The following is a 14,662-nucleotide window of genomic DNA, read 5'->3' on the forward strand; positions in this document are numbered from 1 at the left end:
ATTTCACTGATGCTCGGTAGGGTAGCTCGTACGATGGATGCGATCTATCCTTCGGTCCCTGTTTTTTTCTTTGACCAGACTTTTTGTATCCCATGCATACAGAGCAGCAGAAGAGGCAGAAAGAGGCCCATAGATAAGACATAAGGTGTCCATATTTTTGCATCCCAGGATTGCTGGTACGGGACATTCGGGTAAATGATCACCGACATAACGATCAGAATCATCCCGATAGGGAAGATAAGCGGACGCTCATCTTTCAGATTAAAGATTTGGCTTATCGAGATCATAATTGAGTGCATATACAGAGCCAGCCTGAAAAAGAGCGAAATAAACCACATGGCGGCCATGATCGCTTCAATACGCTGAAGAAAATTTCCAATATTTATTTTTTGGGCTAATGAATAGCTCGGATACATACTTCTTGCTGTTAAATCATGCCCGAGAACCAAAACGGCCAACGTAATGACCACAAGCAGAATCAACCCGCCGATCAGTCCCCCTGTTAAAAAAGCCCTGCGTGCTTGATCGGGCTGATCTACAGACGGAAAAATCATGAGCAAAACAATATGGCTCAGAAATGAAATACTAATAAAGGACAAGGCAGCAGACCAAATGGGTCCAACTCCCTTCTCCAGCACCGGTTGGATGTTCTCCAGCTTGATATTGGACACGACTAAAACGACAAAAGCCGTATACAGCAGAATGAACAACGGAAACAATAGTTCAGCAGAACGAGCTAACGTTTCCAGTCCAAGGCGTACGCCCATTAATACAATGAGCGCAAAAAGGATATTGACCGCTTGAATCGGTGTTTCCGGCATCATTTGAGTAGTCAAAAAACTCCCCAAATCATACAACACCGCAGCAGGCCCCCCTAGAAAAAATGTAACCATAAACAGTAGAGCAACAGACTTCCCTAACCACTTGCCCAAAAGGGTCTCCATGATTTCGACCAGGGTCATCTGTGGATACAGGATGGTAATCGTGTTGTACAGCCATATCAACAGCAGCCCGGCGCCCACTCCGACGAGTGCTGCGATCCATGCATCCTGTTTAGCTGTAGCGGCCATGACGGAAGGGATGACGAGAATTGCAGTGCCGATTGTAAATAATATCGTTAAGATCAACAATTGATATGTGGAGATTTTGACTTGCTTATGCACCATCTTCACCTCTATCTTCACGTTTATCTGCCGGCTTGTTATTCTTGTTTGTCCCCAGCCTTTTCAAAGCATGTATACAGAGCAGCAGTAAGGGGAAAAACACCCCGAACGATAGTGTAAGAGGAATCCACGTCTTGGTATCATAGGATTGTTGATAAGGCACATTGGGATATACGATGGTCGACAGGGCTACTAAAAGAATGCCGAGAGGAAGCACTAGCTGGCGGTCATTTTTCAAGCGAAAGATTTGGGCTATGGCTATCACAATGGAGTGCATATACACCGTGATCCTGAAAAAGAGTGAAATAAACCACATCGTAGCCATGACCGCTTCGATACGTTGTAGAAAATTGCCGATGTTAATTTTTTTGGCTAACGCATAGCTTGGATATATATTTCTTGCGGTTAGATCAGGACCTAGTACTAATATAGCCAATGAAACGACCACGACCAACATCAATCCGCCAATCAGGCTTCCTGTGAAAATAGCTTTACGTGCTTGGTCGAAACGATTGACAGAAGCCGGGAAGATCATGAGCAGAATGATATGAGGCAGAAACGCTGTGCTGACAAAGGACAGGGCAGCAGAGCAAATAGGCCCCATCCCCGTCTCCAGTACAGGTTGAACGTTTTCCAATTTAATATTGGATATCACCAAACCCGTAAACAAAATGTAGAGCAGGATAAATAACGGAAACATCAATTCGGCAGAACGAGCCAATACTTCCAGTCCCAGGCGGACAGCCAACAATATAATAAGCGCAAAAAGGATGTTGACAGCTTGTATTGGTGTTTCCGGGATCATTTGAGTGGTCATAAAATTCCCCAGATAAAATAAAACGGGAACGGGAGCATTGATGAAAAATATGGCGAAAAACAGAAGACCGACGGCCTTGCCTAGCCACTTTCCGAGCAGGGCTTCCAGGATTCCAATCAGGGTCATCTGCGGATACAGCGACGCGAGCTTGATGTACAAATACAAGATGAGAAGTCCGGCTGTGACCCCAACAAGCACGGCAATCCACGCATCCTGCTTGGCTATCTGCGCCACGCTTGATGGGATGATGAGGATTGCGCTCCCAACCGTATATAAAGTCGTCAGGATCATAAGCTGACGTGCTGAGATTCTGATCTGCCCGGGCACCAAATTCACCTCATCTTATTTTATTAGACCGATATGAGTTAAGAAATCGCTGAATGGTCTATACACGGCTGCGATCCAATCCAGAGGAGTAGGAATAAACCAACTTAATGCCTTGGCGATGCTGATTCCGACCCCAAGAAGAAGCAGAATGGAAAACAGCCAAAGCTCTTTTTTTAACCTCTTTTTCCGCATGTACGGGACCTCTAACATGCTGATTGCAACAGCGACCAGCAGTATGCCCAGAATGTTCAGTATTTTAGGTAGCATCTTTAACACCTTCTTTTGGTAGGTTACTCCTTCATATCATTCAGGAATGAGCTGCCAATCGTGCCCACGCGCCGAAGTTTGAAATCGACCTTGATGTCTACGGGCAATTCTACAAAATGCTCACGATCCCAATTTTTTTTCAGCGAATTCCAGGTTTTCGGATCAGCGCGGTGAATGGCTTCACCGAAACCGAAAATGTCGGCTTTGTACAATTTTTGAGCTTTTCTGACGGCTGATTTCATAATTTCTTCGATTTTCTCTTCCTCTTTTTTCTCTATCTCATAAATCGTGCTCACCTTGGTCAAATCCAGGCCCTGACACTCGACTTCTCCTACGTTGGCCTCAACCTGCATTTTAACATTGATCCGGGGTTCTCCCCTGTTAACGCTCCCTTTTATGGCGGTTTGGGTCCGAATGATTTCTGTAACAACTTTGCCGCCTTCGGGACAGGCTACAAAGCCGACAGAGCTTTGCACTTTGCCGAGAATGAAGTTGTAGCCCCTGCTTTCCGTTTCGTTTAACCATCCGATTAACTTGTCTTTTCTGAATACAGCAAGTCCCGAATACTGTAAACGGACAGGCGGGTCAATCTTTTGGACATTGTCGTTCGATTCTCCCATTTCTGTATTGCCGACGATCCGAAGTCCTGTCAAGATAGGCTGCATTCCTTCGCTGGTGAGAGCTGCAATCAATTCGTCCAGGGTCACTGTCATACTGGGCGACCAGTTTTTCTCTGATGTTTCTAGGGCGGAGAAAAGATCATTCGCCGGAATCGGGTCCAGGGGCGTCATAATTTTCAGAGTGTTCTCTGCACTGGTGCCCTTTGACACCACAATATAAAAATCGGTGCGGAACTGATGATCCCTGGAGAGTAAATCCAGAGCCTTTGCCATCCCCTCCCTCGCTATCGACTCACCGATTACGCATATGCGCAGGTGAGAGAAATACATTTTCCGGGGACTAAGCGTCGTTATTTTACGGATGGCTTCAAACACGGTATCCGCTTCCTCTGTGTACAACGTGGCTGGAGCCCTAACCCCTGATCCTTTTTTGGCTGCTGCTTCTCCGGGGTCCACAACCTGAACAGAGACACGAAATTGATCTCCATGTTTATCGATCCCCATACCGACGGCGATAGCAAGCTCATTCAGCTCCCTGCGGTTCCAACAGCCTGTCAGAAGCAAGACGAGTGTAAGCATCAGGAACAGAAATGCCGTCTTCCGTTTCATGCTTGTCTACCCCTTTCCGTCTGTTCCTGTCTTCTCCGATTTATTCCCGTGGTTTCCGGGGTGGGGTGCTGTTTCGGCGATTCACATTCTTCTGATTGATTAGTCGGGGACGTGTAATCATCATCCAGTGAGGAAGCCGAAAGATGGTATCCTTAGTGTCCGACGGTATTAAAGGGGCAAAAGGAGCCATATAGGGAACGCCAAACGAACGAAGGCTGCACATATGCAGGATGAGAGCAATGCCGCCGACGATAATCCCGAATAGTCCGAATGAGGCGGCAAGCCCCATCAAGGGGAAGCGCAGCATTCGAAAAGCAATGGACATATTATAGGCAGGCAGAACGAAGCTGGAAATCGCAGTGATGGATACGACTATAACCATCGCAGCAGATATGATGCCCGCCTCTACAGCCGCTTGTCCGATGACGAGCGTGCCCACGATCGAGACGGCTGCCCCGATGTACTTTGGCATGCGGACGCCAGCTTCCCGCAATATTTCAAAAGTCAGCTCCATCATGAGCGCTTCGATAAAGGCGGGAAAAGGAACGGACTCCCGCTGTGCCGCCAATCCGATCAGCAGTGAGGTCGGCAGCATTTCCTGATGAAAGGTAGTGATGGCAACATATAAGGACGGACCAAGCAGGGAAATGAAAACCCCGGTGTAACGAAGAACCCGGATGAAGCTGCTGATGTCGGCACGCTGATAATAATCCTCCGCCGCATGCAGGAAGGAAGCAAACAGCGCAGGTACGACAAGCACAAACGGGGTTCCATCTATCAGGATTGCGACCTTTCCTTCCAACAGCTCGGCGGCGATGACGTCCGGGCGTTCGGAGTTGTATACCGTCGGAAAAGGAGTAAATGTTTCATCCTGGATTAACTCCTCGATATACCCGCTTTCAAGAATGCCGTCTACATCAATGCAATTCAGCCGTTCATGCACTTCTTCGACCAATTTATGGTCCACGATGCCCTCGATATACATGACTGCGACATCGGTTTGGGTCACGCGGCCGATTTGTTGTGTTTCCAGCCACAAATTCGGATCTTTAATCTTGCGACGGATCAAGGCCGTATTCGTGCGCAGTGTTTCCGAAAATCCCTCGCGCGGCCCACGGACAACATTTTCCGAGGCAGGCTCGGTGACCCCGCGATCCTTCCATCCTCGTGCGCTGGCCGCGATTCCCTGCGTCTCACCGTCAACCAAAATGATCGCATCCCCGGACAACAAAGCATTATATAAGGTTTCAAAGTCGGCAACATCCCGGATGTCACCGATGGTCAGCGCGTAATCTTTTAAAATCTGCAATACATGGGAGGAGGTTTGGATGCTACGCTCCATGTCACTGGACAAGCTACTATCCAGCATCATCGACTCCATAATGAAGTCAGAGACTATATTTTTATCCGCCAAACCGTCGGTATAGAGAATAGCAATGGTCTGGTCACCATCTTTGCCAATACGAACCTCTCTGATGATGATGTCGGTACTGTTACCGAGTGTTTGTCGGATCTGTTGAAGATTGGGTCCAATATTTGCACTAAGCTGCTCCTCTGAATGTGCAGAATGACTATTGCTGTGCTGGACAGGTGGCTTTTTAAACTTGTTGTGGATGTTTCTTTTCCGAAAACGCATGAACGTTCTCCCTCTCCTTGCGGATGCTTTTTAATCCAGTATGGACGCAGGAGGCTTCTGATAAACTTATTGTTGGAATTTTGATGGGTAGAAGGGGAATATGAAAAGAACCTCTTTCACAAGAATGAAAGAGGTTTTCAGGCATCTGCACCAATTACAATTTAGGATTTTTTCCATATTTGTTCTCAGCGGGTTGACTGTCTTGGCATAAGAATACAATCAGGATAATAGAACCGACAAGAGGGATTAAACCGATCAAAATCCACCATCCGGTTCTGCCTGTGTCGTGCAGTCTACGGGCTATAACGGCCAGAGACGGCAACAGGACAGCCAAAGAATAAAGGTACATCAAGATCGGAGTTAAGCCTACAATACCATCGATCAAACCAATTATAAAAGTTGCGATCGTACTGAACAGAACAAACATCCAGTATTCTGTACGTCGTGCTCTACCTTGGAATCCTACATAATTTTGTAACACTTTTAAATACCATTGCATATTTTTTCACCTCCCCATAAAAGTTAAAGGTTTACTTTAAGGTAATTCAAAATTGTTCTTTCAAGTATATCGGCAGGAAGGATATAGAATTTTACTTGTGAAATTATGGTTTTAAAAAGGTGCATGCGCAACTAATCTATTAACGTTAATGATTTAATGAATAATTTATAAAAATATAAAATTAAATATTGAATTTTCCACATTCATTGAATAATATAAAGGTACGGTTAACCGTCAGGTTTGAATCCGCCTTCTTAACAGAAGGTACTTTTATTTTTCAAATTAATTGTAAGCGCTTTAATATAAGAAAGGGGGATGAGCAACATTTAATTCGAGGGTGAAGAAGCTAATAAAAACATAATCCTGACCGCCTTACTTAATATCATCTTATGTTTAACAATCGAGCATTTTGCATAAATCCCAAGAGCGATTTCAAATCAGCAATATATAGATCAAAACGGTCTAGTTTGTCTATATATTGTACCTCTAAGCGTTGGGAATCGAATTATGCAAAATGCTGAATCAGGTATGTTCAAAAAAGAGAGGAGATTAGTTTATGAAGCAATTATTTTTTCGTAAAGTAACAGCAACTTCTTTGGCGGCTGCGTTGCTGTTGCCTGCCTCCTTTGCAGGAGCCGAACAAACACTCAATCTGGACACAGATGGGATTCAAGCTGCGGGGCAGGTTACCCTTCAGGGTCAAAGCCAGGGGGACATTTCCATTCAAAACAAAAAGACCGTATCATTTAAAGAAACTTCCGTACATGATCCATCCATTCTGAAAGTGAACGATACATTTTATATTTTTGGCTCTCATTTGGCGGCTGCCAAGTCCAAGGACCTCATGAATTGGGATACGATTGCCACAGGAGTAGCGAATGGTAATGTATTGATTCCCAACGTCAAAGAGGAATTAAAAGAAGCGCTGGATTGGGCCCAGACAGACACGCTGTGGGCAGCGGATGTTATTCAACTGGCCGATGGGAAGTTTTACATGTACTACAACGCCTGCAAGGGGGACTCCCCGCGTTCAGCAATGGGTCTAGCAGTTGCAGATAAAATTGAAGGTCCTTATAAGAATAAAGGCATTTTCCTGAAATCCGGCATGTGGGGCCAACCGGGTGAGGATGGGCTGATCTATGACGCAACCAAGCATCCGAATGTCGTAGACCCGGACACTTTTTATGATAAGAACGGCAAGCTGTGGATGGTATACGGTTCCTACTCAGGAGGTATTTTTATTTTAGAAATGGATGGGAAAACGGGCAAACCACTGCCCGGACAAGGATATGGGAAAAAGCTGACAGGCGGTAACCATGCCCGTATGGAGGGGCCGTACATACAGTACAGTCCGCAAACCGATTATTACTATTTGTTCCTGTCCTATGGTGGATTATCGGCAGATGGGGGATACAACCTTCGTGTGGCTCGATCCAAAACACCGGATGGTCCTTTTTACGATGCTGAGGGTAACGACATGATCAAAGTCAAGGCGAACCCTGACAAGCCTCTTTTTGATGACGCTTCCATTGAGCCATACGGTGTCAAGCTGATAGGTAACTATCTGATTCCAAGGGAAGTCGGCGATCCGGGTACAGGACTGGGTACAGGCTATGTTTCACCGGGACATAACTCGGCTTATTATGATCCCAAGACGAAGAGGCATTTTCTGATTTTCCACTCCCGTTTTCCTGGCAGAGGCGAGCAGTTTGAAGTGCGGGTACATGAAATGTTCATGAACGCTGACGGTTGGCCCGTAGTTGCTCCTTATCGTTATTCGGGAGATGAGGATTCACTGAAAAAGTTATCGGAAAAGGATGTCCTCGGTACGTATTCGTATGTAAATCACGGGAAAGAAATTTCGGCCAATATTAAGCAAGCCCTGACCGTCAGTTTGGATAGCGGCGGCAAACTGTCCGGCGGAGCGAACGGTACATGGAAGCTTGGCACAGGTAACCAACTGGAGATTACGGCGAATGGTACGAAGTACAAAGGTGTGTTCCTGCGGCATCTTGATCCAGATACGGGCACCAAGACGCTTGCTTTCACTGCGCTATCCTCCAAGGGTGTTGCGGTATGGGGTACGCTAAAGCCTGAACTAAAGGCGAGCAAGATTGTGGCTGCTGTGCAGAAGGATCTGAGTCTGGGCGATTTGAGCAACGTTTTTTATAATCTGACGCTGCCTACTCAAGCTACACAAGATACCACCATTTCGTGGGAGTCCTCACGTCCCGAGAACATTTCCGTGACAGGTGAAGTGTACCGTCCGGAGGTGGGTTCCCAGCCTGCAACGGTCACATTGACAGCGACCATTAAAAAAGACAGAGCAACAGCGAAGAAAAGCTTTATAGCCACGGTTCCCGAGCAGGCTCAGGGTCCGCAGCTCGCGCACTATTCATGGAGTGAGGATCAAGGGACAACGGTCGTGGACAGCACATACAACAACTATGATGGCAAGACATTTGGGGGAGCCACATGGAACAAGGAAGGGAAGTCCGGAGGAGCTCTTGTTTTGAACGGCAAGGATGGTTACGTGCTGCTACCGGGTATGGTAACGGATGCCGAGGACTTTACGTTTTCCGCGTGGGTAAACTGGAAGGGTGGTGCAGCCTGGCAGCGGATTTTTGACTTTGGAAATGGGCAGATCCGACATATGTTTCTGACTCCATCCCAAGGAAGCGGAGTGCTACAGTTTACGATCCATGAAGGTACGGATCAAAGCCTGCTTTCCAAAGCACCGCTGCCATTGAACCAATGGACGCATGTAGCGGTTACACTGGAGGGGAATACCGGGAAGCTGTATGTAAACGGTGAAGAGGTAGCTGTTAATGATAGCGTTACCTTTAACCCGAGAGAGCTGTTGACGAGTGAGGCTTATCTCGGTAAAAGCCGCTTTACTGCCGATGCTAACTTTAATGGCAGTCTGGATGAGGTTCAATTGTATAATAAAGCGCTAACAAAAGAAGAAATTAAAGCATTATCGGAGCTGTGATTTTGATGGAGTGATATGGGCACATAAGACGCAGGAGACGAATTTTTTTAGAAAGTTCGTCTCCTGCTCAATGTGTTGTATATTTATTTTTCGTTTACTGGTATAATAAGAAGTAACTGTGGATATAATGATTGAAGTAGGCGTTGATGACTGACTTTCGCCTAACGAATAACAGCATAGACGCATAAGATTGAGGACAAGAGCATCCTTCATAATTTAAATTCACCAGTGCTTGCGTTTTCAATACACTTATGGTAATATGAGTATATTGAAATTGTGACCCGAGATTCGCATATTGTAGAGGGTTATTGTTTTAGGTTGAAATAACCTTGTGCAATATGTGAATTTTTATTTGTAAAAAATAAAGGTCATATAAATATATTTTGGAGGTAATTCCATGCAAACAGGTACAGTTAAATGGTTTAACGCAGAAAAAGGTTTCGGTTTCATCGAGGTTGAAGGTGGAAGCGACGTATTCGTACACTTCTCCGCAATCCAAGGCGACGGCTTCAAATCTTTGGACGAAGGCCAACGCGTAGAATTCAACGTAGTTGAAGGAAACCGTGGACCACAAGCTGAGAACGTTGTAAAACTGTAATTTAAAATTACAGCCTACTTCAGATGCCCCGAACATAGCGTTTGGGGCATTTGTTTTTATCTGTTCACAAGGCCGTTTTTGAACTGATTACATCTTATCGCTTTATAAATCATGAAGAAAGAGGGATGTTTATGTACAATTCACGGAAAAAGCCAATGGATGAGATTCCTGAGGAAATTACAACTGTCTGGAATTGCGCCAGCGATACGTGCAACGGATGGATGCGGGATAACTTCGCTTTTTCTGTCGAGCCGACATGCCCCATTTGCGGTTCTGCCATGGTAAAGGGCGAGAAAAAGCTGGCCGTTTTGAATAATACGAGCTTTAATCATACCAAGCAATCCTAATTGGATATATGTTTGTAGTGAAGGATGCCCCATAGCCGCTAACGGCGCTGAGGCGTCTTTTTTGTTTTTTGGAGTTGCTCCAATGAATGTCCTAGGTCTTCGATTATGGCATGGGGGAAGGTTGAGATAGTATGCTCAGTAAGGTGGAATTAAATTCGGGGAGTGCATCGTAGAATACAGCATGACCGCTTCGTTCAAAAGGAATAAGCCTCGATCCTGCAATTCCTTTTTGGGTTTCCACAGCCAGCGGGAAAGGGCAGACCTGATCAAGCTTCCCGTGTAAAATCCAGGTAGGTACACGGATATGCGTAAGTTCCTTGCGTAAATCAGAATCACGTAGTGAATATAAAGTGAAGGCCATACGGTGTACAGAGGATGCAAAGCCTTGGTCACGTATCCAGTCTCCAAAGCTCTGGCTGACGGGGTTGGCAAACAATAGTTCGCCAAATGAAGTGACCAATTGTGGTCGATCTGTATAGGCTTGCTTGATGAGCTTATCCACCTCCGTGACCGGAGTGCCTTGAGGAAAGTCGCTGGATGGAGTGAAACGGGGCGTAGCTGCTCCAAGAAGAATAAGCTGAGTAACTCCAAATTCCCGAAGATCTACCTGAATACAGCGATACCCGTAGGAAGGCAGCAGAGCTACCTGATATTCATACATTCGATGATCCAGCGGCCAGCCATGCACCATCAGAACGGGGATGCCCTCCCCTGTATCTTCTACATACAGCTTGATGCCACGTTCCGCCTCAACATAATATCCCATTGCGATCACCCCTTTAGAGTCACGAAAATTCGTTCCTTCTCACATATATGTAGCTGGTGCTTAGCTCATTCGAAAAAGGGATGTAGCAGTCACGATCTGTACATATTGATTTGTTAAAAAATGTATGTCATCCCGCATAGCGATAAGATATAATGATGGGATGAAATAGCAACGGGAGAGTGGAACCATGACAGCATCAAAAACTTTAAAATGGATTACAGGCGGTTTAGAGCTATTTTTAGCTATTCCTGTTTTGGGCGGATTCATCGTCTTAAACTCTGCGTATACCGTATTGTTTTCTATGATGATTTTCCATATCGTTACGTTAGTGCTATCGGTGGTAAACAAGGAGGCCTATTATGGATCTATCTTAGGGATCGTGACCTCTGTCGTCGGATGGATTCCATTCGTGGGTTGGCTGATGCATTTGCTTTCAGGTATATTTTTGATGATTACAGCAGCTCAACAGCCGCGTTATCAAGATCGCAACTCCTATGATGACTATTATCGTTACTAAGTTTCGTGTGACGATCCAATGAACCAAGATCCTGATGAACAAGGATCTTTTTTTGGTTTTTTTATTTAGTAAATCTACCCATGATGACGGTGTTGTAGTACCTGCCATCCGAAAGAAGCTTATCGTTTTTTAATATACCTTCGACTTCAAATCCATGCTTTTTATAGAGTTCAATGGCTTTGATATTTGTTTCCAAAACTTGAAGGGTCATTTTCTTGATATGATTGGAGTCAGCCCAGGAAATGGACGTTCTTAAAAGGTTGGCTCCTATTCCATATCCCCAGTAATCTTTTAATATGCAGACGCCAAATTCTACTTTATGAGCAAATCTGCTGAGAGCATAACCTTCACACCTGGAAAAACCGACAATTTTATCATGAACTACCGCAACTAAAAACAGGTTTCTGTTGTTTTGTGTATCCGTTTCAATGAGCTTCTCAAAGCCCGGTGTATCTATGTACGCCTCTCCCTTTTCCCGGTCTAAATTCTCCGTCTCCCCATCAATCAGCAATCGAATTTCAGACAAATTTCCGGCATCCTGTTTTAAGGCAGCTCTGATCGTATAGGTCATGCCCTTCACATTAAACTCCTGTGGATTCATTTTCATTGTAGACTCCTTGTGTTGAAACCGGATTTTGGACATTCTCCACTTGCTATCTCTCGATCATCTTAGTTTATCACATCTGGTCTGAGGTACACGAACCCAAAGCCTGTCCCTTGCTGCTGTATGGCAGCAGAGGACAGGCTTTGGGTTTTCCGATCCGTACAGGGAAGCCGGATGGAGATTTATTTACATGCAGTGGCTATTGTCTGGTTACTTCTTCTTAGCGGGGGTTTTAGCTGCATCTGTTTTAGCAGGAGCCTTGCCTGAATCTGCTTGATCTCCGTTTACTGGCGGCTTGGACGGCTTAACACCATTCACCATATCTGTGATCATTTCCTTCAGATTAGAGATACGCTGGTTATGCTCGGCGGCTGTAATCTTGCCGTTTTGTTTTTCCGTAGACAGTTTTGCCTTCATATCAGAAACAAGCGCATCAATAACAGAATCTACGCTTACGCCTTGTGCTTTAGCAATTGCTGCGAGTGTCTTGCCTGATTTCAATTGTGTATTCAACTCGCTGGAGGACAAATTCAATACTTTCAAAAGAGCTTTGTTCTCAGCAAAATTTCCTCCTACGCTGGCAGGGCCTTTAGCGTCGCCGGGGTTACCTTTAGGTGCCTGTGTTTTGTCTGCAATTGGAGCCTTCTCAGGTGTAGTTGAAGCAGCATAGGCCGCGCCAGTGGAGTAAAGCGCTCCACCTCCTAAAAATGCCAATGCCATCGTTCCTGCCAAAATCGTTTTTTTGGTGTTCTTCATCTTCATTTTCCACCTTTCGGTTAGGGTATGTTAGGTACGAGATTTATCATAAGATATGAACTTGAATGCTGTCTGAGCGCAAGCTGAGCATTTGCTGAATAGGTTTTGGACGGCATGACTAAAATGTTAACTAAAAATATACTTGTGTTACGTGTATTAAGTGATATAATACACTATATGCACGATAGCTGCAGCGGATTAGGGGGAAACACCCATGGAAGAGCAAAGGGTTGGCTCGCTTCGCTTTTTAATTGATTTTAGCCAGCCATTATATGAACAAATTTTAAATCAAGTACGAAGCTCCATTGCCAAAGGGGAGATTGAAATGGGAAGCAAGATGCCATCCGTTCGTGATCTGGCACAGGAATTGCGTATGAATCCGAATACTGTGATGCGGGCGTATCAGGAGCTGGAGCGGGACGGACTGACCGAGAAGCGGCGCGGCTTGGGAACCTATGTTACGTCGTCCAGTGAGCGGGTAGACAGCTTTCGGGAACAACTGGCCCTGACGTATATAGATCAGTTCCTGGGACAGATGAGCAGTCTGGGGCTGTCATGGGAGGAGGTACAGCGGTATATAGGAAGCAAACAGAACGGGAATGAAGGGGAAGGAGGCAAAAAGGCATGACGGAATCTATTGTGGTTGCGAATCATATCACGAAGCAATATGGCAGTAAAAAAGCGCTGGATCAATTGGAGGTCGTTATTCCTGCGGGCCGCATTGTAGGGGTGCTTGGCCCCAATGGCTGCGGTAAATCCAGCTTTTTTCGGGCGATCACCGGGTTAATTCGACCAGATGGAGGCAGTCTTGAGGTGCTGGGGCAAAAACCCGGCTGGGAAACCAACCGCGGCATATCCTACCTGCCTGACCGGGCGCGCTGGTACCCCAATCATACGGTGCAGCAGACACTGGAGTGGGGCCAGTCCTTTTTGCCTGGCTTCAATATGAAGGATGCGCACAAGCTTGCTGATCATATGGACGTGGAGCTGGAGTTGAAAATGTCCGGGTTGAGCCGCGGGCAGGAGGCACGGGTGCTGCTGATTCTGTGTCTGGCGCGTGAGGTTCCGCTTATGATTCTGGATGAACCGTTTGCCGGCATCGATGTCCTTTCCAGAGAAGCAATCGTGGCTGGTATTATTGATTATTTGGAGGATCGGCAGCAATCCATACTCATGAGTACGCATGATATTCAGGAAGTGGAAGGCTTGTTTGATTACACGGTGATGATGGACCACGGACGGGTGATATGGTCCGGCGACTCGGATGATCTACGTGGAGAGCATGGGTCTTTGAATCAGGTGTTCCGCAATTTGTACAAAAAGGAGTGGAAGGCGTGAATTCATCAGGGCTGTTCAAAGATTTAATACGCCATGAATTTCGGAATAAAGGAAGCTGGAGAAAGCAGGGTGGGCATCGTCTGCCCAGATCGTGGAGGCTCGTTTATTTCTCACTATTTCTAATTGCGGCGTTCGCTATTTCCTCGTACTTCGCGCTTCACAACCAGCTCGAACTGACGAGGCTGTGGTACGTCACTCTGGGCTTGCCGTACATGATCATTTTCATGGGTGTGGGAAGTCTGAGAAGAGAATGGGAAAATGACACCTACGGATGGTGGCTGACTCTTCCCTATCCGCGTATGTGGCTGATTAGTGCCAAATGGATTGCTGCTATTTTACAAGCCATGGTCGTGACATTGTTCCTGTTTGTTGTAGGTTCTCTGTATGCGCTGTTCATCTCATCAACCATCCAGCCTTATACGTTTGCAGATGCAGCGTCCTTTATTATTGCCGGATTGAACTGGTTTGTGATGATTATCGCGTTCACTCCGTTCGTTATTGCGCTTGGTCTGCTGGCAGTTAGTACAAAATTCAGCACATGGAGACCGATTAGTCCAATTCTCTGGATTGTGCTGATGGGTGGCGGGAGTGTCTTTTATTGGTCAGGCGATCAGGGGCTTTATGAGCAATTTGACCATGTTCAGACAGGACAATGGTTTCCTTTTACTTGGCATTTCCCGGTTGCGGTGTTGATCAGTTGGTTGGCTGCATATGCATTAATCCGGCTGAACGCTTATTTGCTGGAGAAGAAACTGTCGGTTTAGCATCGTCTCAAATAACATGATATATTAGGAAAGGAATTTCAC

16 protein-coding genes are annotated in these 14,662 nt (G+C 45.9%); 7 read left to right on the forward strand and 9 right to left on the reverse strand.

Annotated elements, in window-relative coordinates:
* Positions 1–44: 44 nt before the first annotated feature.
* The 6 genes from NST83_RS01725 to NST83_RS01750 form a co-directional block, all read right to left on the reverse strand.
* Positions 45–1,166: an endospore germination permease gene (locus NST83_RS01725; protein ID WP_342416350.1), complete on the reverse strand. Its 1,122-nt coding sequence runs from the start codon at positions 1,164–1,166 to the stop codon at positions 45–47.
* On the reverse strand, positions 1,156–2,307 hold the full coding sequence (locus NST83_RS01730) for an endospore germination permease (protein ID WP_342416351.1): 1,152 nt from the start codon (positions 2,305–2,307) through the stop codon (positions 1,156–1,158). The genes NST83_RS01725 and NST83_RS01730 overlap by 11 nt, the downstream gene beginning before the upstream one ends.
* 15 nt (positions 2,308–2,322) lie before the next feature.
* The gene (locus NST83_RS01735; protein WP_137061295.1) at positions 2,323–2,574 is read right to left on the reverse strand and encodes a hypothetical protein; all 252 of its coding nucleotides are present in this window, start codon (positions 2,572–2,574) and stop codon (positions 2,323–2,325) included.
* Between the two features lie 23 nt (positions 2,575–2,597).
* The gene (locus NST83_RS01740; protein WP_342416352.1) at positions 2,598–3,803 is read right to left on the reverse strand and encodes a Ger(x)C family spore germination protein; all 1,206 of its coding nucleotides are present in this window, start codon (positions 3,801–3,803) and stop codon (positions 2,598–2,600) included.
* 40 nt (positions 3,804–3,843) lie between these two features.
* The gene (locus NST83_RS01745) at positions 3,844–5,439 is read right to left on the reverse strand and encodes a spore germination protein (protein WP_342416353.1); all 1,596 of its coding nucleotides are present in this window, start codon (positions 5,437–5,439) and stop codon (positions 3,844–3,846) included.
* 154 nt (positions 5,440–5,593) lie between these two features.
* A complete protein-coding gene (locus NST83_RS01750; protein WP_342416354.1) occupies positions 5,594–5,938 on the reverse strand; it encodes a DUF805 domain-containing protein in 345 nt (114 codons plus the stop codon).
* A 556-nt stretch (positions 5,939–6,494) separates the two neighbouring features.
* Between NST83_RS01750 and NST83_RS01755 the strand changes: the two genes are divergently transcribed.
* The 3 genes from NST83_RS01755 to NST83_RS01765 all read left to right on the forward strand — a co-directional run bounded on the left by NST83_RS01755 (position 6,495) and on the right by NST83_RS01765 (position 9,875).
* Complete coding sequence (locus tag NST83_RS01755) at positions 6,495–8,930, forward strand: LamG-like jellyroll fold domain-containing protein (RefSeq protein ID WP_342416355.1); 2,436 nt, start codon at positions 6,495–6,497, stop codon at positions 8,928–8,930.
* Positions 8,931–9,327: 397 nt separating this feature from the next.
* Positions 9,328–9,528 (forward strand): cold-shock protein CspD, encoded by a 201-nt coding sequence (cspD, locus tag NST83_RS01760; protein ID WP_013308356.1) that lies wholly within the window; start codon positions 9,328–9,330, stop codon positions 9,526–9,528.
* A 131-nt stretch (positions 9,529–9,659) separates the two neighbouring features.
* Positions 9,660–9,875, forward strand: a complete 216-nt coding sequence (locus NST83_RS01765; protein ID WP_013308357.1) for a cold-shock protein — start codon at positions 9,660–9,662, stop codon at positions 9,873–9,875.
* A gap of 103 nt (positions 9,876–9,978) precedes the next feature.
* Here NST83_RS01765 and NST83_RS01770 read toward each other — a convergent pair whose 3' ends face one another.
* Positions 9,979–10,641: an alpha/beta hydrolase gene (locus tag NST83_RS01770; protein WP_342416356.1), complete on the reverse strand. Its 663-nt coding sequence runs from the start codon at positions 10,639–10,641 to the stop codon at positions 9,979–9,981.
* A gap of 187 nt (positions 10,642–10,828) precedes the next feature.
* On the opposite strand from NST83_RS01770, the gene NST83_RS01775 reads away from it, so the two are divergent.
* On the forward strand, positions 10,829–11,158 hold the full coding sequence (locus tag NST83_RS01775; protein WP_137061301.1) for a hypothetical protein: 330 nt from the start codon (positions 10,829–10,831) through the stop codon (positions 11,156–11,158).
* 61 nt (positions 11,159–11,219) lie between these two features.
* Here the strand turns inward: NST83_RS01775 and NST83_RS01780 are convergent, their stop codons facing one another.
* Both NST83_RS01780 and NST83_RS01785 read right to left on the reverse strand, forming a co-directional pair.
* Positions 11,220–11,765 carry a GNAT family N-acetyltransferase gene (locus NST83_RS01780; protein WP_342416357.1) on the reverse strand — a complete coding sequence of 182 codons (546 nt, stop codon included), beginning with the start codon at positions 11,763–11,765 and terminating at the stop codon, positions 11,220–11,222.
* Positions 11,766–11,972: 207 nt separating this feature from the next.
* Entirely contained in the window at positions 11,973–12,518 is a 546-nt protein-coding gene (locus tag NST83_RS01785) for a hypothetical protein (RefSeq protein ID WP_342416358.1), read from the reverse strand.
* Between the two features lie 214 nt (positions 12,519–12,732).
* Between NST83_RS01785 and NST83_RS01790 the strand changes: the two genes are divergently transcribed.
* From NST83_RS01790 to NST83_RS01800, 3 genes are read left to right on the forward strand one after another with little or no spacing between them, the layout of a single operon-like run.
* The gene (locus NST83_RS01790; RefSeq protein WP_342416359.1) at positions 12,733–13,146 is read left to right on the forward strand and encodes a GntR family transcriptional regulator; all 414 of its coding nucleotides are present in this window, start codon (positions 12,733–12,735) and stop codon (positions 13,144–13,146) included.
* Positions 13,143–13,856 carry an ABC transporter ATP-binding protein gene (locus NST83_RS01795; RefSeq protein WP_137061138.1) on the forward strand — a complete coding sequence of 238 codons (714 nt, stop codon included), beginning with the start codon at positions 13,143–13,145 and terminating at the stop codon, positions 13,854–13,856. Before NST83_RS01790 ends, NST83_RS01795 begins: the two co-directional genes overlap by 4 nt.
* Positions 13,853–14,620, forward strand: coding sequence for an ABC-2 transporter permease (locus tag NST83_RS01800; protein ID WP_137061139.1), 768 nt, complete (start codon positions 13,853–13,855; stop codon positions 14,618–14,620). Before NST83_RS01795 ends, NST83_RS01800 begins: the two co-directional genes overlap by 4 nt.
* Positions 14,621–14,662: the final 42 nt, after the last annotated feature.

The organism is Paenibacillus sp. FSL R10-2782, assembly GCF_038592985.1.
Classification (GTDB): Bacteria; Bacillota; Bacilli; order Paenibacillales; family Paenibacillaceae; genus Paenibacillus; species Paenibacillus terrae_C.

Bases quoted from the DNA above. Each gene is read 5' to 3' on its own strand.
- NST83_RS01725 (WP_342416350.1), bottom strand. From the start codon at position 1,166: ATGGTGCATAAGCAAGTCAAAATCTCCACATATCAATTGTTGATCTTA.
- NST83_RS01735 (WP_137061295.1), bottom strand. From the start codon at position 2,574: ATGCTACCTAAAATACTGAACATTCTGGGCATACTGCTGGTCGCTGTT.
- NST83_RS01740 (WP_342416352.1), bottom strand. From the start codon at position 3,803: ATGAAACGGAAGACGGCATTTCTGTTCCTGATGCTTACACTCGTCTTG.
- NST83_RS01745 (WP_342416353.1), bottom strand. From the start codon at position 5,439: ATGCGTTTTCGGAAAAGAAACATCCACAACAAGTTTAAAAAGCCACCT.
- NST83_RS01750 (WP_342416354.1), bottom strand. From the start codon at position 5,938: ATGCAATGGTATTTAAAAGTGTTACAAAATTATGTAGGATTCCAAGGT.
- NST83_RS01755 (WP_342416355.1), top strand. From the start codon at position 6,495: ATGAAGCAATTATTTTTTCGTAAAGTAACAGCAACTTCTTTGGCGGCT.
- cspD (WP_013308356.1), top strand. From the start codon at position 9,328: ATGCAAACAGGTACAGTTAAATGGTTTAACGCAGAAAAAGGTTTCGGT.
- NST83_RS01765 (WP_013308357.1), top strand. From the start codon at position 9,660: ATGTACAATTCACGGAAAAAGCCAATGGATGAGATTCCTGAGGAAATT.
- NST83_RS01770 (WP_342416356.1), bottom strand. From the start codon at position 10,641: ATGGGATATTATGTTGAGGCGGAACGTGGCATCAAGCTGTATGTAGAA.
- NST83_RS01775 (WP_137061301.1), top strand. From the start codon at position 10,829: ATGACAGCATCAAAAACTTTAAAATGGATTACAGGCGGTTTAGAGCTA.
- NST83_RS01780 (WP_342416357.1), bottom strand. From the start codon at position 11,765: ATGAAAATGAATCCACAGGAGTTTAATGTGAAGGGCATGACCTATACG.
- NST83_RS01785 (WP_342416358.1), bottom strand. From the start codon at position 12,518: ATGAAGAACACCAAAAAAACGATTTTGGCAGGAACGATGGCATTGGCA.
- NST83_RS01790 (WP_342416359.1), top strand. From the start codon at position 12,733: ATGGAAGAGCAAAGGGTTGGCTCGCTTCGCTTTTTAATTGATTTTAGC.
- NST83_RS01795 (WP_137061138.1), top strand. From the start codon at position 13,143: ATGACGGAATCTATTGTGGTTGCGAATCATATCACGAAGCAATATGGC.